The 25,713-nt window shown below is 50.9% G+C and carries 23 protein-coding genes and 1 pseudogene; 19 read left to right on the top strand and 5 right to left on the bottom strand.

Features of this window, described 5'->3' with window-relative positions:
• Window positions 1-2 precede the first annotated feature (2 nt).
• Entirely contained in the window at window positions 3-1,142 is a 1,140-nt protein-coding gene (locus tag QOL41_RS06350; protein ID WP_283429081.1) for a DegT/DnrJ/EryC1/StrS family aminotransferase, read from the bottom strand.
• A 102-nt stretch (window positions 1,143-1,244) separates the two neighbouring features.
• On the opposite strand from QOL41_RS06350, the gene rpsT reads away from it, so the two are divergent.
• The 7 genes and pseudogenes from rpsT to QOL41_RS06385 all read left to right on the top strand — a co-directional run bounded on the left by rpsT (window position 1,245) and on the right by QOL41_RS06385 (window position 8,687).
• Complete coding sequence (gene rpsT / locus QOL41_RS06355; RefSeq protein ID WP_072797405.1) at window positions 1,245-1,505, top strand: 30S ribosomal protein S20; 261 nt, start codon at window positions 1,245-1,247, stop codon at window positions 1,503-1,505.
• A gap of 93 nt (window positions 1,506-1,598) precedes the next feature.
• Entirely contained in the window at window positions 1,599-2,435 is an 837-nt protein-coding gene (locus tag QOL41_RS06360; protein WP_283429082.1) for a mechanosensitive ion channel family protein, read from the top strand.
• A 95-nt stretch (window positions 2,436-2,530) separates the two neighbouring features.
• Window positions 2,531-3,094: pseudogene (locus tag QOL41_RS14175) on the top strand (GTP-binding protein); the annotation flags it as partial.
• Between the two features lie 425 nt (window positions 3,095-3,519).
• Complete coding sequence (locus QOL41_RS06370) at window positions 3,520-3,939, top strand: roadblock/LC7 domain-containing protein (protein ID WP_163438098.1); 420 nt, start codon at window positions 3,520-3,522, stop codon at window positions 3,937-3,939.
• 22 nt (window positions 3,940-3,961) lie between these two features.
• The gene (locus tag QOL41_RS06375; RefSeq protein ID WP_283429083.1) at window positions 3,962-4,423 is read left to right on the top strand and encodes a hypothetical protein; all 462 of its coding nucleotides are present in this window, start codon (window positions 3,962-3,964) and stop codon (window positions 4,421-4,423) included.
• Window positions 4,424-4,428: 5 nt separating this feature from the next.
• Window positions 4,429-7,317, top strand: a complete 2,889-nt coding sequence (locus QOL41_RS06380) for a DUF8818 domain-containing protein (protein ID WP_283429084.1) — start codon at window positions 4,429-4,431, stop codon at window positions 7,315-7,317.
• A gap of 20 nt (window positions 7,318-7,337) precedes the next feature.
• Window positions 7,338-8,687, top strand: a complete 1,350-nt coding sequence (locus QOL41_RS06385; RefSeq protein ID WP_283429469.1) for a BamA/TamA family outer membrane protein — start codon at window positions 7,338-7,340, stop codon at window positions 8,685-8,687.
• Window positions 8,688-8,826: 139 nt separating this feature from the next.
• Here QOL41_RS06385 and QOL41_RS06390 read toward each other — a convergent pair whose 3' ends face one another.
• On the bottom strand, window positions 8,827-9,801 hold the full coding sequence (locus QOL41_RS06390) for a KamA family radical SAM protein (protein ID WP_283429085.1): 975 nt from the start codon (window positions 9,799-9,801) through the stop codon (window positions 8,827-8,829).
• Window positions 9,802-9,842: 41 nt separating this feature from the next.
• Here QOL41_RS06390 and efp point away from each other — a divergent pair, with 41 nt between their 5' ends.
• The 4 genes from efp to QOL41_RS06410 all read left to right on the top strand — a co-directional run bounded on the left by efp (window position 9,843) and on the right by QOL41_RS06410 (window position 14,226).
• A complete protein-coding gene (efp, locus tag QOL41_RS06395) occupies window positions 9,843-10,427 on the top strand; it encodes an elongation factor P (protein ID WP_072797414.1) in 585 nt (194 codons plus the stop codon).
• 333 nt (window positions 10,428-10,760) lie between these two features.
• On the top strand, window positions 10,761-11,447 hold the full coding sequence (locus tag QOL41_RS06400) for a fibrobacter succinogenes major paralogous domain-containing protein (RefSeq protein ID WP_283429086.1): 687 nt from the start codon (window positions 10,761-10,763) through the stop codon (window positions 11,445-11,447).
• A gap of 120 nt (window positions 11,448-11,567) precedes the next feature.
• A complete protein-coding gene (locus QOL41_RS06405; protein WP_283429087.1) occupies window positions 11,568-12,542 on the top strand; it encodes a fibrobacter succinogenes major paralogous domain-containing protein in 975 nt (324 codons plus the stop codon).
• Window positions 12,543-12,645: 103 nt separating this feature from the next.
• Complete coding sequence (locus QOL41_RS06410) at window positions 12,646-14,226, top strand: sialate O-acetylesterase (RefSeq protein ID WP_283429088.1); 1,581 nt, start codon at window positions 12,646-12,648, stop codon at window positions 14,224-14,226.
• Between the two features lie 7 nt (window positions 14,227-14,233).
• Here the strand turns inward: QOL41_RS06410 and QOL41_RS06415 are convergent, their stop codons facing one another.
• The 3 genes from QOL41_RS06415 to QOL41_RS06425 form a co-directional block, all read right to left on the bottom strand.
• Window positions 14,234-14,971, bottom strand: coding sequence for a hypothetical protein (locus QOL41_RS06415; RefSeq protein WP_283429089.1), 738 nt, complete (start codon window positions 14,969-14,971; stop codon window positions 14,234-14,236).
• Window positions 14,972-14,989: 18 nt separating this feature from the next.
• On the bottom strand, window positions 14,990-15,964 hold the full coding sequence (locus QOL41_RS06420; RefSeq protein WP_283429090.1) for a hypothetical protein: 975 nt from the start codon (window positions 15,962-15,964) through the stop codon (window positions 14,990-14,992).
• 84 nt (window positions 15,965-16,048) lie between these two features.
• Window positions 16,049-16,471, bottom strand: a complete 423-nt coding sequence (locus QOL41_RS06425; RefSeq protein WP_072797422.1) for a hypothetical protein — start codon at window positions 16,469-16,471, stop codon at window positions 16,049-16,051.
• A gap of 200 nt (window positions 16,472-16,671) precedes the next feature.
• Here QOL41_RS06425 and thiL point away from each other — a divergent pair, with 200 nt between their 5' ends.
• The 8 genes from thiL to QOL41_RS06465 all read left to right on the top strand — a co-directional run bounded on the left by thiL (window position 16,672) and on the right by QOL41_RS06465 (window position 25,710).
• A complete protein-coding gene (gene thiL, locus QOL41_RS06430) occupies window positions 16,672-17,667 on the top strand; it encodes a thiamine-phosphate kinase (RefSeq protein ID WP_283429091.1) in 996 nt (331 codons plus the stop codon).
• On the top strand, window positions 17,664-19,598 hold the full coding sequence (locus QOL41_RS06435; RefSeq protein ID WP_283429092.1) for a GspE/PulE family protein: 1,935 nt from the start codon (window positions 17,664-17,666) through the stop codon (window positions 19,596-19,598). The genes thiL and QOL41_RS06435 overlap by 4 nt, the downstream gene beginning before the upstream one ends.
• A 95-nt stretch (window positions 19,599-19,693) precedes the next feature.
• Window positions 19,694-22,201, top strand: coding sequence for an ATP-dependent helicase (locus QOL41_RS06440; RefSeq protein WP_283429093.1), 2,508 nt, complete (start codon window positions 19,694-19,696; stop codon window positions 22,199-22,201).
• Window positions 22,202-22,236: 35 nt separating this feature from the next.
• Complete coding sequence (gene gatC, locus QOL41_RS06445) at window positions 22,237-22,524, top strand: Asp-tRNA(Asn)/Glu-tRNA(Gln) amidotransferase subunit GatC (RefSeq protein ID WP_072797429.1); 288 nt, start codon at window positions 22,237-22,239, stop codon at window positions 22,522-22,524.
• Window positions 22,525-22,554: 30 nt separating this feature from the next.
• Window positions 22,555-23,268 (top strand): 3-deoxy-manno-octulosonate cytidylyltransferase, encoded by a 714-nt coding sequence (locus QOL41_RS06450; RefSeq protein ID WP_173653847.1) that lies wholly within the window; start codon window positions 22,555-22,557, stop codon window positions 23,266-23,268.
• A gap of 30 nt (window positions 23,269-23,298) precedes the next feature.
• Complete coding sequence (locus QOL41_RS06455; RefSeq protein ID WP_283429094.1) at window positions 23,299-23,748, top strand: ComEA family DNA-binding protein; 450 nt, start codon at window positions 23,299-23,301, stop codon at window positions 23,746-23,748.
• Between the two features lie 37 nt (window positions 23,749-23,785).
• A complete protein-coding gene (locus QOL41_RS06460) occupies window positions 23,786-24,700 on the top strand; it encodes a type IV pilus biogenesis protein PilM (protein ID WP_283429095.1) in 915 nt (304 codons plus the stop codon).
• The gene (locus tag QOL41_RS06465) at window positions 24,697-25,710 is read left to right on the top strand and encodes a hypothetical protein (protein ID WP_173653850.1); all 1,014 of its coding nucleotides are present in this window, start codon (window positions 24,697-24,699) and stop codon (window positions 25,708-25,710) included. The genes QOL41_RS06460 and QOL41_RS06465 overlap by 4 nt, the downstream gene beginning before the upstream one ends.
• Window positions 25,711-25,713 lie beyond the last annotated feature (3 nt).

Genomic DNA, 25,713 nt, shown 5'->3' on the forward strand with positions numbered 1-25,713 from the left:
GGCTACAGGTTTGCCTTTAGCTTTTCGATAATTTCAGCTACATCCGTGAAGGCGCAGACCGGCAAACTGATGGTCTTCCTGGAGACCTTAACCGAATTCGGATCAGGGTGGTCCTCTTCAGTCCAAATGATGCCGCCTAAGGGTTCTTTGCGATATAGCCTAAAGCAAGGTTGGTTCCGCAGGGCGCTGGGGTAGTGAATGCAGTAAGGAATTTCGGCTGCTTTCAGTTTCTGGATAAAACCTTCGCGATTTTCGGCCAAAACCGTATATTGGGCGTAGGTGCACTTGCATCCGGTTTCGATTTTTTGCGGAACAATCTTTTCACCGGCGGCTGCGGTGCGGTTGTATTCGGCAAAAAAGGCGTCGTACATGGCCGCGTTCTGGCGCCTAACCACAAGTTCTTCATCCAAGTGCCTGAGCTTGACTCTGAGAACTGCCGCCTGCAGTGCGTCGAGTCGGCTGTTCATGCCGGCAATTTCGTGTTGGTAACGCCCGGCGCTCCCATGGTTTGCAATCATGCGGATCTTTTGGGCGTAGTCTTCGTTGGCGGTAAAGAGTGCTCCGCCATCTCCGTAGCAGCCGAGGGGCTTGCTCGGGTAAAAACTGGTAATGGCGATGTCTCCGAAGGTGCATGCCATCTGGTTGGTCCTGGCCCCGAATGCTTGTGCGCTGTCCTCGATAATCCAAAGTTTGTGTTCTGTTGCGATTTCGCGTAATTCCTTAAAAGGGGCGCATTGGCCGAACAGGTTTACTGCAATAATGCCCTTGGTGCGCGGTCCAATCAGTTCTTTGACGCTTTTAGGGTCGATTTGCAGGGTTTTTCGGTCGATATCGGCAAATTGGGGAAAGCCTCCGAGAAGGGCAACGCATTCTGCGGGGGCGATAAAGGTGAAATCGGGGACAATCACCTCGTCACCAGGGTGTAACTCCATGGTCATCAGGGCGATAGTGAGGGCATCTGTGCCGCTCGCGCAGGTAATTGTGTGGGTGTTTCCGCCCAAATACTCCGAAAGTTCCTTTTCGAGAGCCTGTACCTGGGGGCCTCCTATGTAACAACCGCTGTCCAATACCTCTCGTTCGGCTTTTTCCAGTTCAAAACGGTATTTTTCGCGTTGTGCAGTTAAATTTACAAAGGAAATCATGCGCCCAAAGATATAAATTTTTGCCCACCCCTTGAAAAATTTCCAATATTTACTAACTTTGAACCAACATTTTTAAGTAGGTTTTCACCCGGAGATAATAAGGTGCCTCAACACAAATCTTGCAAAAAGCGTCTGCTTCAGGCCGAAAAGGCCAATGCCATGAACCGTTCTACCCGTTCCGCTATCCGCACCGCCCTCAAGGCTGTTCGTAGCGCAACTTCTAAGGAAGAAGCCCTCAAGGCCATGCCGGCTCTGTTCAGCATGCTCGACAAGGCTGCTGCCAAGGGTCGTGCCGGTTTCTGCGCTAACCGCGTCGCTAACTACAAGGCCAAGGCCGCTAAGGTCGTTAACGGTCTCGCCTAATTAATCGCTAAGTCGATTTAGTGCGAATTTGAATAAGCCGATACACAGTGTGTGTCGGCTGTTCGTGTATATTCAATTTTCTATATTGCCCCTATGATGGATTCGATTAGGCTTTTTCTTGAAACTCGTTTTGGCGGAATCCTGGATCATTCCGTGATTCAACGCCTGTTTGTTGCGATGCTGCTTTTGGTGGCGGCACGCCTTCTTTTGATTTTCTTGAAGCATGTCATTAGCCATGCCGAAAACCGGGGGCTTGATTCTTCGGCCAAACCGCTGGTCTATTCGCTATTCTCGTACTGCATTTACATTGTTACTTTGTTGTTAGTGCTGCATGTGCTGGGCGTGAATACCGCAGGCATTGTGGCTCTAGTTGGTGCGGCGAGCTTGGCCGTGGGTCTTGCCTTGAAAGATGCCTTGGCAAACATTGCCTCTGGCTTGCTTTTGTTGTTCCTTCGCCCCTTTAAGGCCGGCGACTATATTGAATGCGGCAACATCAAGGGCAACATTATTGGAATCGGGCTTTTCAATACCACTCTCCGCACTATAGACGGTCTGTACGTTTCTGCGCCGAATACCTCGTTGTGGGGCCAACCGATTGTGAACTTTAGCAAGAATCCGCTCCGCAGGCTCGAAATTACGGTCGGAATTGACTACGGCGATTCTCCGGAAAAGGCCCTCGATATCATGCGCGATGTGGTGGCTACTGAACCGCTCTTTATGCGTAAGCCTGAGCCCCAGTTCTTTGTTTCGGGCCTCGAAGATAGTGCCGTGAACGTGACCTTTAGAGCATGGACTCGCACTCAGGACTATTTTAATTTGCGTTGGAAATATACTGCCGAAATCAAAAAGCGCTTTGATGAAGAAAAAATTACAATTCCTTTCCCGCAGCGCGTTGTCCATTTCGTGGATTGCCCCCAAGGTCCGGTTTAACCGGTATTCTCGGTTAGAATGCTAAAAAAGCATAATTTATGGTCTACGAAATTATTTTTTTATTAGATTTGAGGTAGATATATCAAGGATGTGTAATGTCTTCGATAAATTTTGCTACACGAGAAATTAGTTGTAAAGTCGTTTACTACGGACCGGGCCTTAGCGGAAAGACCACCAATTTGCAGGTGATCCACCAGAAGATGCCTCAGGACAAGCGCACCGATATGGTGTCCCTTGCAACTGAAGGTGACCGTACGCTCTTTTTTGACTTTTTGCCGCTGAACTTGGGGGATATCAAGGGGTTCAAAACTAGATTCCAGCTTTATACGGTTCCCGGTCAGGTCTATTATAACAGTACCCGTAAGCTTGTGCTTCGTGGTGTAGATGGCATTGTTTTTGTGGCGGACTCCCAGAGATCCCGTCAGGCTGAAAACCTGGAAAGTTTGCAGAACTTGCGCCAGAACTTGCAAGACTATGGCATGGATCTGGACGATATGCCTTTTGTGCTCCAGTATAACAAGCGCGATATGGACAACGTGTTCACGCTTGATGAACTGAATGCGGAACTTAACCCGCGCAATGTGCCTTTCTTCCCGGCAACCGCTCATAATGGTAAGGGTGTGGTTACGACCCTTAAGACGATTGCCATGCTCGTGATTGAAAAGTTTAACGTCAAGCAGGGATTCCTCCGTCAGGCGGCAGCCAATGTCGGTAATACCGGCGTTCACGATGTGTCGCTCACTAAAGAAGGTGTTTCTGTTAAGGCTGCCCAGCCTGCAGCTCCGGCTCAGCCCGCCGCTGCCGCTGCTCCTGCAGCACCTGCCCAGCCGGCATCTCCGTTCCGCATGCCTTCGTTTGCGGCAAAACCGCCTTCAGCGGCTCCTGCCCAACCTTCGACTGCCGGCGCCGGTCTGTTCCAGAAAGGGGCAACATCTTCGCCGTTTGGTCGTCCGCGTGCAGCAACCACTGTACCCCGTATGCCGACTTTCGGTCGCGATGTAGCGAAGCCCGCTGCCGATAACGATGACGAAATTGAATTGCGTCCGTACGTACCTAAGAAGAAGTAATTTAACGAAGGTGCATAATGAGCGATTTTACCATTTATTCTGATGATGCCGCCAAAGTCCAGCGTTTAATGACTGCCTACCAGGCGAGTGTCAAGGCCGAATATATTGTTCTTTGCCATCGTGACGGATCGATTATTGCAGAAGTTGGCTCTTTGGGTATAGACGCAACTCCGCTTGCCGTGCTTAGCACCGCATCGTTCGACTCTGCTCGCCAGGTGGGTATGATGCTTGGTGGTGAAAACTTCCAGGCTGTGTCTTTCTCGGGTGAAAACCGTTCCATCTACATTGCTCCTGTAGACCAGGCGCTCTTGTTGGTGCAGATTTTCCCCGGCTCCAAACTTCCGAACCGTATCGAAGACTTTAACCGCCTGTTGGTCGAAAAACTGGTCGACGCTGTTCCTGCCTTTACGCAGAATACTAGCCGCCTGGTTCGTTAAACTTTTGATTTAGGACTGCCTTGTGACAAAACTTCCTCCGCTTCGCAATTTGCGGAAAACGACGATTGTCGTGATGGTGGTCTTTCTTGGTTTTTTGATTCACCGAATTGTGGTTGCCTTGCATGGCGCCGAAACCATTTGGAATTCTGCCGATACAGAACTTTCCATGGCGCAAAGCGTTGTCTGCAGCCATATTGTGAACGGGTCTCCGTTCGGTGTCGATAGCGTGTTCGAAGAGGGCATGCGTCTCTATTATTACTCCACGGTATCGTCGGCCTTGCAGCTGGGTGACGACACCTTGAAGCACATCTGGTTCAATGGCGCCGACACGGTGCAGAAGCTTGCTTGCGATATGACGCAAGATGTTTGCCTCACGACGATTGTGCCGAATCTCTTGAAACCGGGTGAGTGGAGTGTGGACTTGGTGGCAGGACGCAAACTGCTTTCGACCCGCCAGTTTATTGTAGAACCTAGCGAAAGGTGAGTTCCATGTCCCGGCAGTTCTGGTTGGGACTTCTTTTGCTTTCTGTACTCGCATGGGGTATGGATACGGATTCTTTGCCGGTATGGGATCCGGCAATGCTTGTGCGTGGAAATTCCTTTGTTCAAAATGCGGATACTTCTACCCGCAAAGATTCTTTGGAAACCCATGGTTACAAGACGGTGCAAATTACCGTGGGCGATGGCGGTACTCAGGTGGATCAGGAACTCCGCTTGTCGATTACAGGAAAAATTACCGACAGCGTGTATATTGATGCCTTGCTGAGTGATGTGGGGCGCCGTGCGGGCGACCAGACTACGGCAACGTTGCGCGAGGTAGACCAAATTTATTTCCGCGTAGAATCGCCGCATTATTTTTTGCACTTGGGCGATTTGACTTGGGTGGATTCGACCATGGGCTTTACCGGAATGTCGCGTGCGTCTTTGGGCGCTATGGCCGGTGTGCGCGGTGATTTTGGTGGTGGCTATGCGCAGGTGCGCGGCGTGATTGGTACCGATGAGGTGCAACATTATGCGCGAACGTTTAATGGCGTGAGTGGCCAGCAGTTGGGCTATTCGCTGGATGGTTACGGCAGTTTTATTGCCGTGGTGCCGCAGTCCGAAACCGTGTGGCTGAATGGGACTAAGCTTACTCGCGGTAAAGATTACTTGGTGAATTACGCGGGCGGCATGCTCGATTTTAAGGGCTCGGTATTGCCGAGTTTCGATGATGAAATTCGCGTTGAATATGACGCCTACGAAAACGATAACATTTACATGCTTAAGGGTGCTGCGGCAAGCTATAGGCATCCGAACTTGTATTTGGATATTTCTGGATTTAGGCTTGAAAATGATGTGGACCGCCTAAAGCGTAGCGTTTGGACCGATGACGATTACGCCATGCTCAAGGCTGACCGCGGTGGCGATTTTGTGCGCGACGATACGCTGCCGCCCTTGAACAGGCCCGACAGAACGGAACGCATGAACGCCCGCATTCGTGTGCAACAGAATCAACAGTTCTATGCCGACTTTGAAATGGCAATGAATCGCACCGATACAAATATTGTTTCTAGCCATGTTGGCGGTAATGAGGGCAAGGCTTTCCGCTGGTTTGTGACAACCGATTCTACCCGCAACCTTGTGCATTTTCCGGTGGCGATGTCGGTGTACGGCAACCGCGTGCAGCAAGGGTTTGATATTCTGAAAAATCCTGGGAGCGATTTGGACTGGAATCTTTTCGGCTTGCGCGATAGTTGGGATTTGGCGTATAGCGATTCGGCTTTCTTGAATGATGACTTGTTGCACGATGAATTCACGATGCGTGCGCGGTTTGCAAAAGAATGGTTTGGGTCTGCGCAGTGGGGCTACCGTCGCAATGCCGACGAAGACTGGAATTCTTCGCGAGTGCAGTTGGGCGTGCAGCACCGCAATCGAAATACCTTGGGCGAACTCGCTTTGATTCGTGTGGCGAGCTTGCAAGAGCGTGAAATGGAACGCTACCAGGGAACGCTGAATGCGGAATTCTTGCGCGGGACTGTGCGACCGTATGGTTCGGGCGATTTGCGCTATACGAAAATCAATTTGCATGGAATTGAAGATGACGTGATTTACGGAAAGTCTTCAAGCGGTTTAGGGATTTACTTTGACCGCGGCGAGATACGTGAAAGCGTAGGCGGGCGAATGGCCAAGCGTCGTGGCGATACATACGGCGATGAATGGGCTGATTCCTTGTGGGCGGCCACCTGGGTGCAAGAGGCGAATTATAACAGTCGCTACTTTACGCTGTCGCACTTGCTGCAATACGAACGCATGCGTACGGATTCTTCGGAAAGCGAAAACAGCTGGCTTGCCAATTTGAATTCTCGCTTTGGCGGCGAAGATCTTGGCTGGCAGGGTAATGTGTCGTATAAATTGGGCTTGACTGAAGAACAGATTTATACCGCGGTTTACAAGGCGGTGGCGCCGGGTACAGGCGATGTACGTTACGATAGCTTGACGGCAAGCTATATCGAGGGAGTAGATAACGGTGACTTTGTGTACGAAGGCATGGGCCGTAATGATTCCGTGGGCGCAGTTCTTTCGTCAGACGCTGCATTCAATATCGAACTTCGCTTTAATCCGGGGCTTGTCTTTGGCGTACGCGAAGGATTCCTGCGCGATGTCACTTTTGGCGGTTCGTACGAGGGCGAAGGAAGCGATACGACGGGCAAAAAAATATACTTCCCGCCGATTACGACTTCGCAACTGCACCGCATGACATCGGGCCGTATGGCGGTGGAAGGCCTTGTCGATTGGCAACACCCTTCGGGCGTGTCGCTTACGTATAAGCCGGGCGCCTCATTCGATAAAAAGCTTTCTTCGATTTCTTATTACGAAACCTCTTACTCGCATGAGTTCGAAGCAGGCTACCGCATTAATCTAGACCACTTTGTGGGCGGCAAGTTCCTGATGCAAGAAAATGAACTTTCTGCCATGCAGGAATGGAACTGGAATGTTTACGACGGAACACTGCGTTACCGCTTTGACTTTTTGCAGGGATTCTTTGTGCAACCGCTCGGGCGTTACCGCAAGGGTGAGGGCTCCGACGGCTCGGGCTACGAAAGCGGTGATTTTGAAGCAAATCTTTGGGAAGGCGCTTTGCGTATTGGTTACAATCGCCAGAAAAAGGTGAATTCGTACGCGAACTTCTCGGTGGTGCAAGTTGAAAGCGATGGTGACATCATCCCGTACCAAGTGATGGATGGCTACAGCGATGGCCGTACGTATCGTTTTGAATTTTCGCTCTCGGTTGATTTGAATGACTTTTTGTCGATGGGTTGCAGTTACATTTTGCGGTTTGGCGACGCCGAAGAGAATATCTTCCAGAAGCTTAGCACCGAAGCGAGGGCGTACTTCTGATGTGTAATTTGCGATGTGTGATGTTCGTGTTGTTCGCTTGTGCGCATGTGTTTGCGGCGAATTGCCGTATTACGGCGGTGCAGTGGGTGGGCGAGCGCGAATCGTACGAAGAATCCCAAGTGCAAGCGCTGGTAGGCAAATCTTGCGAAAGCTGGCCGCTCACGCGAGACCGCATCGTGAGCCATTATGAAAATCGAGGATTCCTGTCGGCAAAACTTATGGGCGATTTAGATTCGGCCGGAGTGCTGACAGTCAGTTTAGACCGTGGCATTCCTTGGGTGTGGGCAGACCCCGAGAATTTGGATTCTTCGGGAAGCGATATCGAAGTATTCCGTCGGCAAACGAGAATCGAGCCGGGCAAATTTGTGTCGCCGCTTGAGCTCGAACGTTCCGACATGAAAATGGCGAGCTTGGGCTATTACAACCGCACGGCTCCGGCGCAAATGTTCCGCGACCCGGTGCGCAACCGCATTATTCCGGTGTACCACATGCAGGCGGCCTCGGTGTCCGAGGCGTATGCGCTCCTGACTTATTCTAGCGAAACCGACGAGTGGGAAGGCAACGTGAATGTGGCTCTCTATAACATTCGCGGAACCGCCCGCGACTTGACTCTAGAAGGCTATACGGGAGAAGATGCCCGCAGACTAGAAGGTTCGTACAAGGAACCATGGATTTTCGGCACCGAATGGAATGTAATTGCTCGCGGCTACTTCGACGAAGATTCTTCGGAACGCGATGCCTACGGCGAAATCGGAATTTCACGCGATATCGGCTTTGATTTTAGTATGGGTGTGTTCGTTGGCATCGGGAGCAATCGCAAGACATCTTCGCTTGAGCTCTCTTACGTGTCGCTTGATCGATTTGTGCTGCCGCGCTCGGGCACGCGCTTCAACGGCTCGATTGTTTGGAATATGGCTCGTCCCGATTCCTTGGACAATTACCTGAAGGCCTCGGCCAAATTCTCGCGGTATATTCCTTTGTTCGGCAATTGGATTACGCGCTTTAGCGGGGCCGCCGGCGGAATCTTCCCGACGGATGCGGACTTGGACCGCTTCGACTATTTTGCGTTGGGCGGCATGGATAGCTTCAAGGGCATGGATGTGCGCTTTATGCGGACCCGCGCTTACGGGTATTCCGAATTCGCGCTCTTGTGGCAAGATGGTTACGACTTGAGCATTGAAGCTTTCTATCAGCCGGGGCTTTACCGCGCCTTCAGCCGCCCTGACCGTGGCTGGAAACGCGAGCATGATTACGGTGTGGCTTTTACGCAGTACCGCGGCAACTGGAGCGTGAACCTGTACTATGCCCTCCGCAACGGCGAGAATTACCTCGACGGCATCATCGGCTTCGGACTAAAGACCTTGTTCTAAAAAAGGTTGACGATCAAGTTCTTAAAGATTGTCACACTGATTCGATTTTACTAACGTAAAATCTGATTTGAATATATTTTTCTGAAATGCCGTTAGGCATTTCGAATTCGTGTGACACCAATAGAGTTTATTGCCCGAATTAAACGGGAGTTTTACTCTTCTCGCCGGCGATTTCTCGTACGAGTTTCGGCACCAGGTAGCCTGGCAACTTGGTGCGGATTTCTGCAATCAGCTTGCGGGCTTCGTCATCGCCGACTTCGAAGTGGGCGACTCCGTTCGCATGGTCCAGCTGGTGCAAGTAGTAGGGGAGCACTCCCTGCTCGAAAAGTTTGCGGCACAAGGCGGTGAGCTTGATTGCTTCATCGCTGATTCCCCGCAGCAACACGCTCTGGTTCAAGAGCGTCCAACCACTAAAGCGCAGCTGTGCAAATACGGTTGCCGATTTTTCGTCGAGTTCGTCGGCGTGGTCCACATGAGATACCAACACACAGCTAAACCTTGCCGGTAGTTCGCGCAACAATTCAAAATGCTGCATCACCAAGTCCGGGCGCATCACGGGGAGGCGCGTGTGGATTCTGAGCGTGGTGACCGAGGGGTGCATCGCAATCGCTTCAATCAGTTCGCGGAAGGCGCCGGGACCGAGAGTCAGCGGGTCGCCGCCCGAAAGAATCACTTCCCAAATGTCGGTGTGGGTGTCGAGCCAGTGGCTCACCTGGCGCGCAACATCAGGAGTGTTCTGGAAAGGGTAGTTCTTACGGAAACAGAAACGGCAACGGGCACCGCAGGTGGCGGTCGAGACAATCAAGGCTCGCTGGTCGTATTTCTGAATCACGCAGTCGGATTTTCCGGCCGGTAAATCGCCCACGGGGTCATCTACAAATCCATCGACCTTCTTGAGTTCGTCTTTGGTCGGCAAAATTTCGCGCAACAGGGCGGCAGGGTCGCTCGCCTTCTTGATTAGGTCGGCATAATGCCTAGAACAAAGAAACGGAAACTTCGGATTCAGGTCAAGATCGGCAAGTGCGGTCGTTTTGGCGATAGTTGTCGCCAAATCGGATCCCAAATAGTCCAAAAAGTCAGGGATTTGCGTGAAAACTTTTGAGGAGTCGTCCATTATATTGCTAAATTTAGAATCAAAATCAACAAGAGGATAATATGGGTACTGTAAGCACCAACGAATTCCGCAAGAAACTTAAAATCATGGTTGATGGTCAGCCGTACGAAATCATTGAAAACCAGTTCGTGAAGCCGGGTAAGGGTCAGGCCTTTAACCGCGTTCGCATCAAGAACTTGGTGACTGGCCGCACCCTCGAACGCACCTGGAAGAGTGGCGATACGGTTGAAGAAGCCGACGTGACCTTCACCGAAATGACTTACCTCTACAACGACGGTTCTACTTGGTACTTCCTGAACAACGAAACTCAGGAAACCGAAGAAATCGCTAAGGAAGCCCTCAATGGCTGCGAAGTTTGGCTCCTCGATGGCGCTACTGTCGAAGTCACTTGGTGGAAGGACCCGAAGACTCAGGCAACGCTTCCGATCGAAGTGATTCCGCCTACCTTCGTTGATCTCATGATCATCGACGCTCCTCCGGCAGTCCAGGGCAACACCAGCGGTAACGTGATGCGTGAATGCACCGTCGAAACCGGCGCTAAGGTGATGATCCCGCTCTTCATCGAAAACAACACCAAGATCCGCGTGGATACCCGCGACGGTTCTTACCTCGAACGCGCAAAGTAATTTTCACTTTGTCATCCTGAGCTATACGAAACTTAGAACTTTAGTTCTCTAGTTGAGTTATGCCCTTTGGGTAGAAGCCCGTAAGGGCGAAGTCGAAGGATCTAGAAATTCGAAACGCTCCTGGCTCCGGCTGGGAGCTTTCTTTGTATGTAGGGGGAAGAGTCCCCCTCGCTGCAACCGCCCTTGGCGTTTTCCGCTACCTCCTCTCCTAAGGGGCTCCGCCCCCTAAAACCCTCAATGGAGCCACACTGATTCGAAATCACTAACGTGATTCCTGTTTTAATATTATAAATTTGACAAAAACGATTCTTTCGCGGGTCTAGGAGGCTTTCTTTGAAGTATTTTGCCACGTTGTTGTTTTCTGCAGTTTTGTTCGTTGCGTGCAGTGGTGAATCTGGTGATCCCATTGCACCAGCTTCGAACGGGAAAACATCTTCTTCGGTCAAGTCCAGCAACAGTAATAGGGCTCAGTGCAAAGTTGAAATAGATGAGAACTGCATTAAGGATGACCGTGATGGTCAAACTTACAGGATTGTTAAAATCGGCGACCAGGTATGGATGGCGGAGAACCTGAACTTTGAAACGGATTCTAGTTTCTGCTACAACAACGAGGAAAGCAACTGCGCCAAGTACGGAAGGCTTTACAGGTGGGCTGCTGCGGTAGGTAAATCGGAGAGTGAATGCGGCTATGGCAAAACATGTTCCTTGCCGTCAGGAAACATCCAGGGTGTATGCCCGAGCGGTTGGCACTTGCCGAGCACGGCCGAATGGGAAACTTTGTTCAACGCAGTCGGCGGACAATCGACGGCCGGCGGGTTCTCGGCGCTCCCTGCTGGCGAAAGGTACGACACTGGGGATTACAGCTACGAGGGCTACTGCGCGAAGTTCTGGAGTTCTACGGAGGGCAATAGCCTCGGCGCGTCCTACATGTACTTGGTCTACAACCTCGACGATGCGCGCCTGTACTACTGCAGTAAGTACTACGGGTTCTCGGTTCGTTGCCTCCAGGACAATCCCTAACCATCTGTTTGTAGAATAAGGGCGCCGGTGGCGCCTTTTTTGTACGAGAGCCTCACTGAATCTGTGTGACAATAAACTACATTTGCTTTATTGAATCCTTGACTTATCAGGAGGGCCTTTATGAAACGTTTTGCTGCATTATTGGTTTCTGCAGTTTTGTTCGTTGCGTGCGGTGATGATTCTAGCAGTTCCGCATCAGCACCTGTTTTGGATGAAGACTTATCTTCATCTAGTGTTGAGTCCAACAACGTATCCTCGTCTTCGGCCAAGTCCGGCGGCAGTTCGGTGAAGTCATCCTCTAGTGTCACGCCGGAGTCGAGTTCCAGTAGTGTATCCCAAGAAGTGTCTAGCAGTTCTACTGTGTTTAGTAGCAGTTCGGCAGTTTTGGAGAGTGACGATTGGTATGGGTGGAGTTGGGATGTTCCGAAGGAGAGTCGCTTGAATCCGGACATTTCCTACGACTCCATAATAGACTCTCGCGACAATAAAGTCTACAAGACGGTGAAAATTGGTGATCAAGTGTGGATGGCAGAGAACTTGAACTACTTCGATGAAACTCTCGATGGTATCAGTTGGTGCTATGACAATGACCCGAAAAAATGCGAGGTTACGGGTCGCCTTTATACTTGGGCTGCAGCGATTGATTCGGTCGGGTTATATGACGATGGCAATGGCGTGGAATGTGGTTATGGTATAGATTGTTCCCTGCCCGACACGGTGTATGGAATTTGCCCATCGGGTTGGCACCTGCCTAATGATACAGAATGGAAAACTTTGATTGCCACAGTAGGCGGAGATTCAACGGCTGGCAAGATGTTGAAGTCGCAAACGGGATGGGTTCACGGTGGCAATGGTACGGATGATTTTGGCTTCTCTGCGTTGCCTGCTGGCGAATATGACCCGGATGACTCTTATTTCAAATTTACCTTAGGTGGCTACATGGGCTTATTTTGGAGCGCATCTCAAGCTAGGTATTATAAAATTCAAGAAGAAGCAGACCGCTTGAGCATGAACTATAGTATCGAGAACGTGTATCTGGTTGGTTGGGAGAAAAGCCTCGGTTTTTCTGTTCGTTGCATCAAGAATGAACCATAGGTCATCCATTGACAATCTGTCTATAAAATAAGGGCGCCGGTGTCGCCTTTTTTGCTAATTTCAGGATAATTTTAAGATGGATGTTTGAAAAAGAAGGGTTGTCATGAGATTTTTTAACAAATTCTCTGGTTTCGTGCCTGCAGCATGCGTTGCTGCGGGCTTGATGTCGTTCGGTGCAATTCAGGCGAATGCCGCTCCGGATCCGAATTTCCACATTTACATCGCGTACGGGCAGTCCAATATGGGCGGCACTGCAGATGCTCAGAGTGCCGACAAGGCCGAAAATCCGCGTTTCAAGATTTTTGCGACGCAAAAGTGCTCGGGCAAGGGCCGCAACACGCTGGGCGAGGTATACCCGGCGGTGCCTTCGCTCTTTAACTGCGGCAACACGATTTCCATTGCCGACTGGTTCGGGCGTACGATGGCTGACAGCATGCCCGATGTAACAGTCGGGATTATTCCAGTTGCGGTGGGTGGCGCAAGCATCAAGCTCTTTGACCAGGACCAGTACGCAAGCTACCTTTCGACGGCAGAAAGCTGGCTCCAGAACTATGCGAAGGAATATGCGAGCGATGGTAACGTGACAAAGACGATTATCGATATCGCAAAGAAGGCGCAGGAAAAGGGCGTCATTAAGGGATTCATTTTCCATCAGGGTGAAACCGATGGCGGCTACCCGGACTGGCCGAAAATCGTGAAGAAGACTCGCGACGACATTCTCAAGGCGCTCGACATGAGTTCCGACACGGTGCCGTTCGTGGCGGGCGAGCTCCTGCGTTCGGGCTGCTGCTATTCCGACCGCGTGTCGAAACTCCCGAATTCGATGGACAATACCTATTACGCGTCGTCCGAAGGCCTTGACGGCAACGGCGTGGACCGCTACCACTTCGGTCACGATGCCTACGTGACGTTCGGCAAACGCTATGCCGAACAGATGCTGAAGGCAATCAACCGCGCTCCGGTAGTTCCCGAACCGCAGAAGCCGTTCAAGGACAAATCGTTTGAAATTCCCGGCAAGATCGAGGCCGAAGACTTCGACATTCCGGGTGTCGGCTCGGGCAACGACTCCTACAAGGAAAACGATTCCGAAGACCACGGCGGCAGCAATTACCGCGAAGGGACGGGCGTCGACATTTACAAGAAGGCGACGGGGTACATCGTGGGTTACAACCAGGAAGGCGAATGGCTCGAATACAGCGTGAATGTCAAGGAAGCGGGCGAGTACGCTTTCTTGGCGGCGGTTGCGTCCGCAAACGAGACTTCCGGTTTCCAGATGTCGCTTGACGGCAAGAACATCACGGAAGTAATCTCTGTCCCGAAAAACGAAGGCGAGGACAACTACGACGACTACAACAAGGTGCAGGCGGCAGTGAACCTCCCTGCGGGCGAACACATATTGCGCTTTACGGTGACCGGTTCCTGGATGGACGTGGATTACTTTGTGTTCGGAGAAGACGAAATCGTTTGCGTTGACAGATGCACAGACTTTGTAAGGCCTGCGCTATCGCATGCGACCGGAACCGAAAGTTACCGCATGTTCGACATGAATGGCAACTACCTTGGAACGGTGCGGGCCTCTGGAATGCAGGAACTCCGTGCCAGCGCGAAAACCCTCGTGAAAACCGGCGGCTCGTATTACGTGAAGTCAAAGAAAGGCTCCGCAACAATCCGCGTGACGAAGTAATCGTTTGCTAGTGAGATATCCTTATCATCAGTCCGATAGAGTAGCTTGAGTTGGATTCGTGTTCTATTTCGTTTAGATATTCAACTCCAGTTTCTTCTTCTAGGCCGCCGATGGTGTAGTTTAAAGCGAAACCTAAGCTCCAACGTCTGCTAATCCAAAAGTCCTTGCCAATTTCAAATCGACAAAAGATGTTGGCAAACGAGACTGTTATGGTATTATCGTAAATACTGTTGTAATAGTGGTCTGTGATGGTGACGATGTCTATTATTAGACCAGGACAGATTCCAAGGAACAGGCCGTAGAAAGGACTTTCTTTGTCTTGGAAGGGGTAGAATTCTCCGCCAATACCGAGAAGAAATCTGAAGTCATCGTCCCCATCTTCTTCAAAAGAGCCTTCTCTGTGCAGTTGAGTTCCGGTGCGTTCGATTTCGTCTTCGTAGCGGCCGGAACCGTAGCCCCATCCGAGCGCGCCATAAATGGAGGCTACATTGGCGATTGAACCTCCGAGACGAAATTCGTCGTATCCAAGATAGCCGGAATAATTCTCCTTTTCTTTTTCAACGTTTTTGTCTGGGAAAGAAGTTGTTTTCTGACTCAAATTAGCAAGGACGATTCCCGTGTTTACGGAAAAGTAAAATCCTTTGTGGGCGTGGTAGTATTCGTCATTCTCATTTGAATTAGAGCTTGATTGCGCAAAAACATAAAACGCAGATAGCAATAATGCCGAAATAATTTTCTTCATCAAGGATTTACCTTTTTTGACTTATTTTATGGCAGCCCTAAATACTTTTGCGACTTCGTCCGGGTTGTCGCTTTTGAGCCAGCTGAGCGTCTCGGTGCCGCGGTAGCTCCATGCGAAGATGTTGTCGATGCCTGCTTTGCGGCTTTCCTCGACGGCGATGGCTAGGTCGTTCTCGCGGCCCGCCTCTATCTGGTACGCCTTGATCCACATCTGCACGGCCTTTCCGTATTGGCTGGCGACATCCACAAGTTTCTTAGCGGTCTCGGCGTATTTTTCGCGGACCCATTCTTCGGTGGCGCCCTTTTCCCAGTACGGGTCAGATGCGACTTCATCGACGCTTTCGAGGCTTGCCACGCGGCCCCAGTCATCGAGGCCTGCGGGGAACCAAGGCGGGAGCATGCACACGCAGTTGCGCTTGCCGCGGGCGTGCACGTCCTCGGTCATTTCTTTCAGGAAGTCGATAAGCGAGTCCTCGCGGAATTTTTTCACGTCGTTGGTGAGCTCGGCGGGCATGTTGTACCCGAATTGCTTACGGAACTTGGCTTGGCATTTTTCGCAACGACAGCTCCAATTGCTAAGACCGCCCTTTTCGAAATAGAAATGCGGCTCGTCCCAAAAAATCGTGCTCACCTTCGTGGCGCAAACAGATTCAATCCACTTGTGCATGTAGGCGCGGAATTCCGGATGGTTCGGACAGGCGGCCACCTTGGGCTTGCCGTCCAGCGCTACCTGGCATAAGTCATGGTTCCTTGCGGTGAGTTCCGAATAAGCCTCGCCGCCAAACACGCGGCCGACACCCCACGGGTTCACGTAGACTGTCAGACCGAGCTCTGCAGACTGGTCCACGATGTCTTTCATGGTGCCGTAGTAATATTGTTGGTCTTCTTCGCTCCAGGTGTGGAGCACCGCATTAAAACCCGCTGCCTTGATGTCTTGCATATCGGCAAGAACATGCTTAGGCGAACGCACGCCAAAATAACTTACGCCTTTAATCATAGTGAGTAATGTAGTATTTAGAATTTAGAGCTTAGAGCTTAGAACTTTGAAAATGTCTAAGTTCTACCAACTGTGCCGCAGGCACTAGTTATTTGCCCATTGGGGCGATCCGCTCTTGAGCAACACCTGTTCCAGGGTGCTATACCATTCGTCTTCGCTCACGGGTTTGCGGACCCAGTAATAATTTTCGTCGCACTGGGGGAGCGGCATATTGTCGGGCACCAGTTCCACAATCCACGATTCAGGAATTCCGTCGTGCAAGAGCTTGCTGAACTTGAGGTTCTGTTCGTGCGGGCGGTCTGCGTGGTCGAGAATGATAAGTGCGGGGGACTGTCCGATAATCAAGGCCGATTCCAGAAGGTTCGTTGCGTCTTCGATCGAATTGCAAGTGTACATGGTGGAATCTTCTGCCAAATCGCCGTGCTCCAAAAGCCAACGGAATGTCCATTGACTGAGGCGGTCTAAGCTACCGGGGGAGGACGGAGCGATGAAGAAAATGTGTCCCATGGCCTAAAAGATAGGTAATTCTCCCAAATTGTGGATAGATTTTTTCGCCTTTTTCAAAAAATATTTTTTGTCCAATAGTTGTGTTCATTTTATCAACAACTTACCGCCAAATTGTTTTGTTTGAAATTTTTAGAATGGTTGAAGCGGGCGCGCGGTGTTGATAATAAATGAGTTTTTTTGAAGATTTATAAATTTGGAATATGTTTCCTAACCTAGGCGAATTCAATTTTATTCAGGCCCTTTTGAAGGGTTCCGCCGACTTTAAAAAAGAACCCCCTGCATCTAGGGGCTGGCTCGGCGTGGGCGACGATTGCGCCCAATTCGACGGCTGGCTCGTGACCAAGGATTTGTCGGTCGAAAATACGCATTTTAGGCTGGATTGGTCGACGCCGGAACAGGCGGTCGAAAAGCATATCGTTTCGAATGTGTCGGACATTTCTGCCATGGGCGGTGTCCCGCGTTTTGCGGTTCTCGGGCTATGCATAAACAAGAATTGGTCTGTAGAAACCCGCAACCGCGTGCAGGCGGCTCTTTCGCAAGGCTTTGCTAGGCGCGGAATTGCCTTGATTGGCGGCGATACCGTGGTGGGCGATGTAGGCATGTTTTCGACAACGCTCTTGGGGGCGCTCGAAGGTGAAAATTCGAAACCGCTTTTGCGCTCGGCTGTAAAACCGGGTGATACATTGTATGTGAACGGGACGCTCGGTAAGTCAGATGCGGGCCTTTGGCTGTTGATGAACCACCCCGAAGCCAAAGACGAATTCCCGACGCTGGTGGAATACCACCTGTCGCCCAAGATTTGCGAACGGGCGGGGGCGGAACTTTTGCGTTTGGGGGCCTTTGGGGCGTGTATGGACATTAGCGATGGGCTTTCGTCGGAACTGAACCATTTGGCGCTATCTTCGAACGTGAGCTTGCAAATTGACGAGCAAAAGCTCCCCATAGATCCCGAAGTTTTGCGAATGTGCGCAAAATTTGGTCAAAATCCCCTAAATTTTGCATTAAATGGGGGTGAGGAATATCACTTGCTATTTGCAAATTCGTGCCTAGAAAGTATATTTATTGAAAATACCCAATTAGGTGAGGTGTGTAAAATTGGAAATGCGACGGAAAAGTCCGTTGGTGATCCTGTAAGCATGCTTTGCAAAAATGGAGAAATTTTGCCCGTTCAACCGCGGGCATGGTCGCATTTATGATAAACAACAATAAGATGAACTTGGGCCAGTTGCTGCTTCGCCAAGGTGTATTGGACGAAGACCAGTTAGCCCATGCCATGGCCGAACACAAGCGTACCGGTCTTATGCTCAGTAAGATCTTGGTTCGCTTGGGAATGGTGAGCGAAGAAACTTTGACGAACATTCTTGGTTCGCAAATGCAATCTTCGACCAAGATGCGTATCGGTGAAATGCTCCTTGCTCAGGGCTATATTACCCAAGAGCAGTTGGACAAGGCTCTTGAGACGCAAAAGACCTCGGGCAAGCGCCTGGGTCGTACCTTGGTGGACTTGGGCTACATGCCCGAAGAACGCCTTATTGAAATTCTTTCGAGGCAGTTCGAAGTTCCGTACGTGAAGCTCGATAACTTCAATATCGACCCGAACGCCTATACCTATTTGCCCGAAGACATGTGTAAGCAGTACAGGGTGGTTCCCCTGTTCGTGCAGAAGGGCGAAGACGAACGCCGTCAGGTGCGTTCTGTGATGACCATTGCAATGACCGACCCGACCAACATGCGCACGATCAGCATCGTGAAGTTCAAGGTGCGTATGGATGTGGACGTGGTCATGGCCTCTGACGCCGATGTGGCGAAGGCTATTGAACGCGTGTTTGCGGGTCACGGTCCTACCGAAGAATCCTTGGCCGAACTTATCAGTGAATCTAAGGACGGTGAAGAACTTGAAACCGTGGAACGCGGTCAGGGCGGTAACGATGAACCTGAACTTTCTGACGAAGAAGGTCGCCAGGTGGTGAAAATCGTGACCACGCTGATTCACGAAGCCATAGCCCGTAAGGCATCTGATATTCACCTTGAACCGCAGGAAACCTTCCTGAAGCTGCGTTACCGTATTGACGGTGACCTGCAGGTGATGTCCCCGATTCCGGCACGTTTGATGCCGCAGATTCTTTCGCGTATTAAGCTCCTTTCTAAGATGGATATTGCCGAAAAACGTAAACCGTTGGACGGCCGCTTTACCGTGCGTTACAAGGGCTCCGAAGTTGACCTTCGTGTGAGCTCGTTCCCGATTTCGCTCCGTAAGCGTGGTGTTTGCGAAAAGATCGTTATGCGTATTTTGAACCCGAACTCCGGTCAGTTCCCGCTGAAGGATATGGGGTTCGACCCGCGCGTGCTCAAGCAGTTTATTGATGCGATTAATGCTCCTAACGGTATTGTGCTGGTGACCGGTCCTACCGGTTCCGGTAAGTCTACCACGCTTTATGCTTCTATTCGAGAAATTTTGGATTCCACGATCAACATCTCTACGATGGAAGACCCGGTGGAATTGAATATTGATGGTGTGAACCAAGGACAAATTAACAACGCCGCAGGCTTTACCTTTGCGGCGGGCATTCGCGCCCTGTTGCGTCAGGACCCGGATGTGATTATGATCGGTGAAATGCGTGACCAAGAAACTTCGTCCATGGCTATCGAAGCTGCTTTGACGGGTCACTTGGTCTTCAGTACGCTCCATACCAACGATGCTGCCGGTGCATTCCCGCGTTTGCTCGAAATGGGTCTGGAACCGTTCCTTGTGTCTACCGCTATCAAGGGCGTGCTGGCACAACGTCTTGTACGCCGCATTTGTAAGTATTGTAAGGAACCTGTCGAAATTTCGCAGGCCATGCGCGACGAATTCCACTTGAGCCCCGACATGCAGTTCTACCATGGTAAGGGTTGCGAAAAGTGCGATGGTTCGGGCTACAAGGGCCGTTGCGGTATTTACGAATTCTTGGTGCCGAACGAAACCGTGCGTAACCTGATTATCAAGCGTTCTTCGGGCGACGTGATTAAGCGCGCTGCCATGCAGGAATGCGGCATGATTACGCTGCGTATGGATGGTATCCAGAAGGCTCTCGACGGACACACGACTCTCGAACAGGCCATCGGCGCATCTACGTCGGATGACTAGTTTGAATCGCTTTTAAATAAAAAAGAAAGATGCTCGGTAAGGGCGTCTTTCTTTTTTTACTACATTGCACATTTGTGTAGAATTTGGAGTATTTGATGGCCAACATTGTTGATGGAAGTGTTTTAGATAAAGAACTGAACCCGGAACAGGCCGCTGCGGCTAAAAAGATTGATGGACCGATGCTGATTTTGGCAGGTGCTGGCTCGGGAAAGACGCGTTGCATTACCTATAAGATTGCTCACCTTGTTTCGCAGTATAATGTGGAGCCTGACCGCATTCTGGCGGTGACTTTTACGAACAAGGCTGCTCGCGAAATGAAGTCGCGTATCCAGAAGTTGCTCGATTGCAACATGAATTTTGCCTGGATGGGAACGTTCCATTCCGTGTGCTTGCGCCTTTTGAAGCTTTGTCTTTCAAAGCAGTCTGTGCTTGACGCTTTGGGCGGCAAGTGGTACGACGGCAACTTCTCGATTTACGATGATGACGACCAGAAAAGGCTCCTGAAAGAAATCATGAAGGAGCAATTGGGCGATAATTTTGAACCGTCAGAAGTCAAGAAATTGCATGGTGCCATTTCAAAATACAAGAACACGATTCTGTATCGCGGTAAGGTTGCTCAGTTGCAGACACCCGATGTGGTGCAGGAATTGGCGAATTTCCCGGATGAAGTTCTTCGCGCAAAGATGTATGCCGAATACCAGAAGCGCCTCAAGGAATCCAACGCGATGGACTTTGATGACCTGTTGTTCAACACGGTCTATATGCTGCAGAAGTTGCCGACGCTTGTGGAACAACTGAAAGCGCGTTTCCGCTATGTGGTGGTGGACGAATACCAAGATACGAACGATGTTCAGTATGAACTCTTGAAGTTGCTCATTAACGACAATAAGAACGTGACGGTGGTGGGTGATGACGACCAGAGTATTTACGGCTGGCGTGGTGCAAACATCAAGATTATCCGCAACTTCCACCGCGACTTTGCTCCGGTGACGATTGTCAAACTCGAACGTAACTACCGCTCGACCGCAAATATTGTGAAGGGTGCGGGTTCCGTGATTGCGCACAACATTCGTCCGCAAGAAATGCAAAAGAACGTATTCTCTAAAGAAGATGCTGGCGAACTCATTCACGTGCGTCACTTTATGGATGACCGTTCCGAAGCCTCGGCGATTGCCGATGTGATTGCAAAGGCGGGCGAAGATTTTTATGCCAAGACGGCTGTGTTCTACCGCACCAACGCGCAGTCCCGTGCCTTGGAAAAGGCGCTGAATGACCGCCGTATACCGTCGGTCATTTTTGGCGGCATGCGATTCTGGGACCGCAAAGAAATCAAGGATGTGCTCGCATACTTGCGCCTGCTGGCTAACGAAAAAGACGATGCCGCCTACCTGCGCGTGATTAATACTCCGCCTCGCGCCATCGGTAAGACAACCGTCGAAAACATTCTTGAACGTGAACGCAACGGCGAAGGCTCCTTCTGGGATAACTTGCTCGCCGAAGTCAACAGCGGAAGCCGCTCAGCCATCAAGCTTAAGGGCTTTACGGACTTGGTGCAGAGCTGGAAGGCTTTGCTTGCCGCAGGCGAAACTCCGCTTCCGATTTTGGCAGAAAAGATTATTACCGATGTGGGCTACAAGGAATTCTTGCGCAAAGAAGACGAACTCACTGCAGACGAACGCATCGGTAACTTGGACGAAATGGTGAATGCCATCCGCGAATTCGACGAAGAACATCCGGGCGCAACGCTCGATGCGTTCTTGCAGGATATTTCGCTTTTGACCGATGCTGACAAGAAGGTGGATAATTCCAAGGGCCAGGTGACGCTCATGACGATTCACATGGCGAAGGGCTTGGAATTCAATACCGTACACATCGCGGGCTGTGACGAAGAAATCTTCCCGCTGATTCGTGCATCGGCTGCTATGTCTGGCGCCGAGATGAACGAACAGATGGAAGAAGAACGCCGCTTGTTCTATGTGGGCTGTACCCGCGCAGAAAAGAAACTGTACTTGTACCACGCGGAACGCCGCTTCTTCCAAGGAAACATTCGCCCGTTTGCGCCGTCCCGCTTCCTGAAGGAATTGGACCCGTCGGTTGTTGACTTTACGCCTTGCACCGATTCTGGTTTCGGCGGCTCGGGATTCGATTTTAATCAGGATTTTGCCGGCGGCTCGTCGGGATTTTCGCGTCCGCCGCGCCCGAACATACCGTCTTATCCGCGTAGACCGTCCGGAAGCTTTGGCGGCGGCTATGGCGGAGGTTCGTCTCGCCCGAGCAACTTTGGCTCTTATGGTTACAACCGTCCCTCGGCGATTCCGAATTCCGTCAAGAAAAATGACAAGCACATCGTTTACCGCAATCCGGTTAAGGTTGCTGCCCCTGTAAAGCCGGTGGAACCTTCGGGCCCGCGTGTGGTTTACGATGAATACAGCGAGAATCCGTACCATCCGGGCGTACGCGTGCGCCATATGAAATATGGTGTGGGCACGATTGTCAAGTGCTACGGTTCTGGCGACAATGCCCGTGTGGACGTGCGTTTCGGTAGCGATCCGACGGTTCGTACCATTATCTTGAAGTATGCCGCGCTACAAATCGTGGGCTAATTTGCTATATTGCGTTCTGTAAGAAAAGAGGTTTTATGCTCGAACGTGAAGAAGTTTTGAAACTCGCGAAGCTTTCTAGGCTCGAAGTTGCCGAAGAAGATATCGAATCTGTGAAGGGTCACTTGGACAAGATGTTGAACCATCTCGAAGCCCTCAAGGCCCTGAACCTTTCCGATGTGGAACCGATGACCGCTGTCGAAAACGGCGCTACGATTCTCCGCGAAGATGTGCCCGTGCAGGGTTTCTCGCTCGAAAAGGCCTTCATGAATGCTCCGGCAGTGGAAAACGACCACTTCGCCATTCCGAAGGTGATCGGCGGTTAATTCGTAAACTGCTTTGGGGTGTGGAATTTTATGGCTGTGCATTGCATAGTTCCTGCCCGCATGGGCTCAAGCCGCTTTCCGGGGAAGCCCCTGGTAAAAATTTTTGGTAAAGACAACATTGGCAAGCCGATGATTGTGCGTACCCTGGAAAGGGCGCAACTTGCCGAATGTTTTGACCGCATTGTGTGTGCGACCGATTCCGAAGAAATTGCAGATGTCGTATCGCGTGCGGGATTTGAATTTATCTTGACAGGCCCTGCTGCCACAGGTTCTGACCGCGTTGCCTTTGCGGCTCGCGCTCTCGATTTGGACTTGGTGGTGAACTTGCAGGGCGACGAACCGCTGGTAGAGCCTTCTGTGCTGTGCGATGTGGCGGCAACGCTTGAAAAACACCCGGACGAATGGGTGACGGTAGCGTGCCCTTTGAATCCGGCTGAGGCGGGTCTTAAGACGGTGGTCAAGGTATTGGTGAAAGACGATTACGCGGTGGACTTTAGCCGGTCGGTAGCGAATGAGGACGCTGCCCGCTGGTTCCAGCACCAGGGAATCTACGCTTATTCCAGGGTGTGCCGCGACGAATTTTCGTCTTTGCCACAGACAGAAGCGGAGCGAGAACGCTCGCTGGAACAGTTGCGCATTTTGGGCAAGCGCCCGATTCGCATTGTCCAGAGCAAGTATCCTTCGATTTCGGTCGATGTCCCTTCAGACGTGAATGCGGTGGAGGACACTCTTAAAAATCACTAAGGTCGAGGGTAACCAACGGAGGTTATCCTTATGAATGCACCAGAAAAAAACGTAGTCCGATTGGCGCTCTGCCTTTTGGTCATTGGAATCATTGTCCGAGTTCTCCCGTGGGGACTTCCATCTATCGAAACATTCGAGGTGGGCGAGTCGTTCATTGTAGGGAACGATACTCCCTTAACTGTTGCTCGGGACTCCATTGCCACGAATGATAGTTTGGTGTCGAAATTTGACAATAATTTTGAAAGCAAACCGAAAAAGGAGCGAAAATCGGTCAAAAAAGTGACCCTTCCGGTACACATTAATTCGGCATCGATCGATGAACTTTGTGCCCTAAATGGGGTCGGTCCGAAGCTCGCTGAGAAGATTTTGGAGGCAAAAAACGCCTTTGGACCCTTCAAAACGGGCGAAGATTTACAAAAAGTGCCCGGAATCGGCAAGAAAAAATTGGAAAAGCTACTTCCTGGGGTAATTTTTGATTAGTTTTAGAGTGTAGTTTTTTTCATAAGTCGTTGATAATATGAGTGATACGAAGATTTACATGGGTATAGAAGCGGGGGACGCTTCTCTGAAAGTCGCCCTTTTGGACGCGACTGAACGCCGTGTTTTGAAGACGGCTGTCCTCGAAACAGAAACCGCCCCTCTAGACGATGTCTATGCTTTTGAAACAGCCCTCCAGGGTTGGATGGATTTCAACCAGATTGAATCCGTCGAGGCCATTTCGGTGGCTATTCCGGCATTCAGGTCGATTATTCGCCAGATCTTTGTTCCGGCAGAAGCGGCCAAGAACATCGATGATTATGTCAAGTGGTATGTATCGCTGATTACCAACGCCGACGCCAGTGCGTATATAATTGATTACAAAATCATGAGCGGTGACCCGGACCTCGGCTACACGATTATGCTGATTGCCGTGCGTGAACAGTGGGTCGATAATTTACGTAAAGGCTTCCGTAGCAAGGCTTTAGCACCTAAGGCCATGGATGTGGATGTGCTTTCGCTCATGAACTTGATGGACTATGCCGAAAAGGTGTCCGAACTGACATGCATAGTCAAGGCTGACTATGCCGGTGTGACGCTCCTTTGGCTCACCAAGGATAACCTGCATGCGCTCCGCTGCGTGTCGACTCTTCCGCTGGTTAACAAGACCAAGGAAGAAGCTTACCAGATTTTGGCAGACGGCATTGCCGAACAGATCAAGGTTGCCCACGATGAAAACGCATCGGTCGTGACCAAGACGATTCGCCTGTGCGGTGAAATGGCTGCCGATATGCCTTTTGTGGAAGGCCTTCGTGCCAAGTTGCCCGATTGCCAGCTGCAATTGATGGATTCTTTCTCTAACTTGAGGCTCCCGACCGAAGAAGCTGATGCTGAGGCTGTGCTTTCTTGCGCAGGTGCTATCGGCGCTGCCTTGAATGTGATGGAGGGTGTATGATTCACTTGAACTTGATTGACGCGGCTGAACGCCTGGTCGAGTCCGAAACTGTGGCTCCGGTGCATGTCACCAACGTTAAGGATCTGCAGAATAAGTCTCGCAAGAAGGTCTTGACGGTTCTGGTTGCCGCTCTGTTTGTGTTTGCTGCCTTTAGCTGCTTCTTGAGCGTCGCTGGCGTTCCCAAGCAGTTGCATGGCTTGCTGCCGACACCGTATTTGGATTTGATTGGTGCCGAAGACCCGACTCGTTCGGCTCTTGCAATCGGTATTGGACAAAAGACCTCCGCCGGTGGTTCGCTCGAAGCGGAAGCCGCTGCAGCTAGTGCAATGATTCGTAAACGTGAAAACGTGACGGTCAAGCAGGTCGTTGGCGAAATCAACCCGCAGGCCTTGTTCAACAACAAGCGCAACGATTACAACAGCTACTTGCCGCTCGAAAAGCTTTCTTACCAGAAGGCTTCTGTCGGCCAGTTCCTTGCCTTCTTGAATACGGCAACGCCCGACGACGTTGGCTTCTCTGACTGTATTTATCAGGCTCCGAACTTCTTCTACGTTCGCGGTGTCGCTGCCAATCCGGCTTCTCAGAAGGCTTTCCTCGATCGTATTCGCGCGGTCAGCTCTGACTTCAGAACTCCGCCGCTGCCCGAAAACGCTCCGGCCACCGACATTACCGCCTTCGGTATGTACAACGTGAGCAACGTGAACTTGGGTTCCGTTTCTTCGTTTGTTCCTACTGCCGAAGCCAACAACGAAATCAAGTCTATGAAGGCTCTGGCCACGAACCAGAAGGTTCAGCTTGCTGGGCTGGATAAGCCGCTGATTGAAGAATTCGGTGTGTACAAGCGTTACACGATCAAGGCTACGACAACGGCTGACTTTGCCGAATTGAACGGCTTTATCACCGCGTTTGTGAACTCGCCGTCTCGTATCGGTATTCGCAATATCGAAATGAAACTCGCCAAGAAGGATATGTTCACGACAATCCTTTTTGAAATGTTTGTGATAAAGTAATCA

Source organism: Fibrobacter sp. UWB10 (assembly GCF_900182935.1).
GTDB lineage: Bacteria > Fibrobacterota > Fibrobacteria > Fibrobacterales > Fibrobacteraceae > Fibrobacter > Fibrobacter succinogenes_O.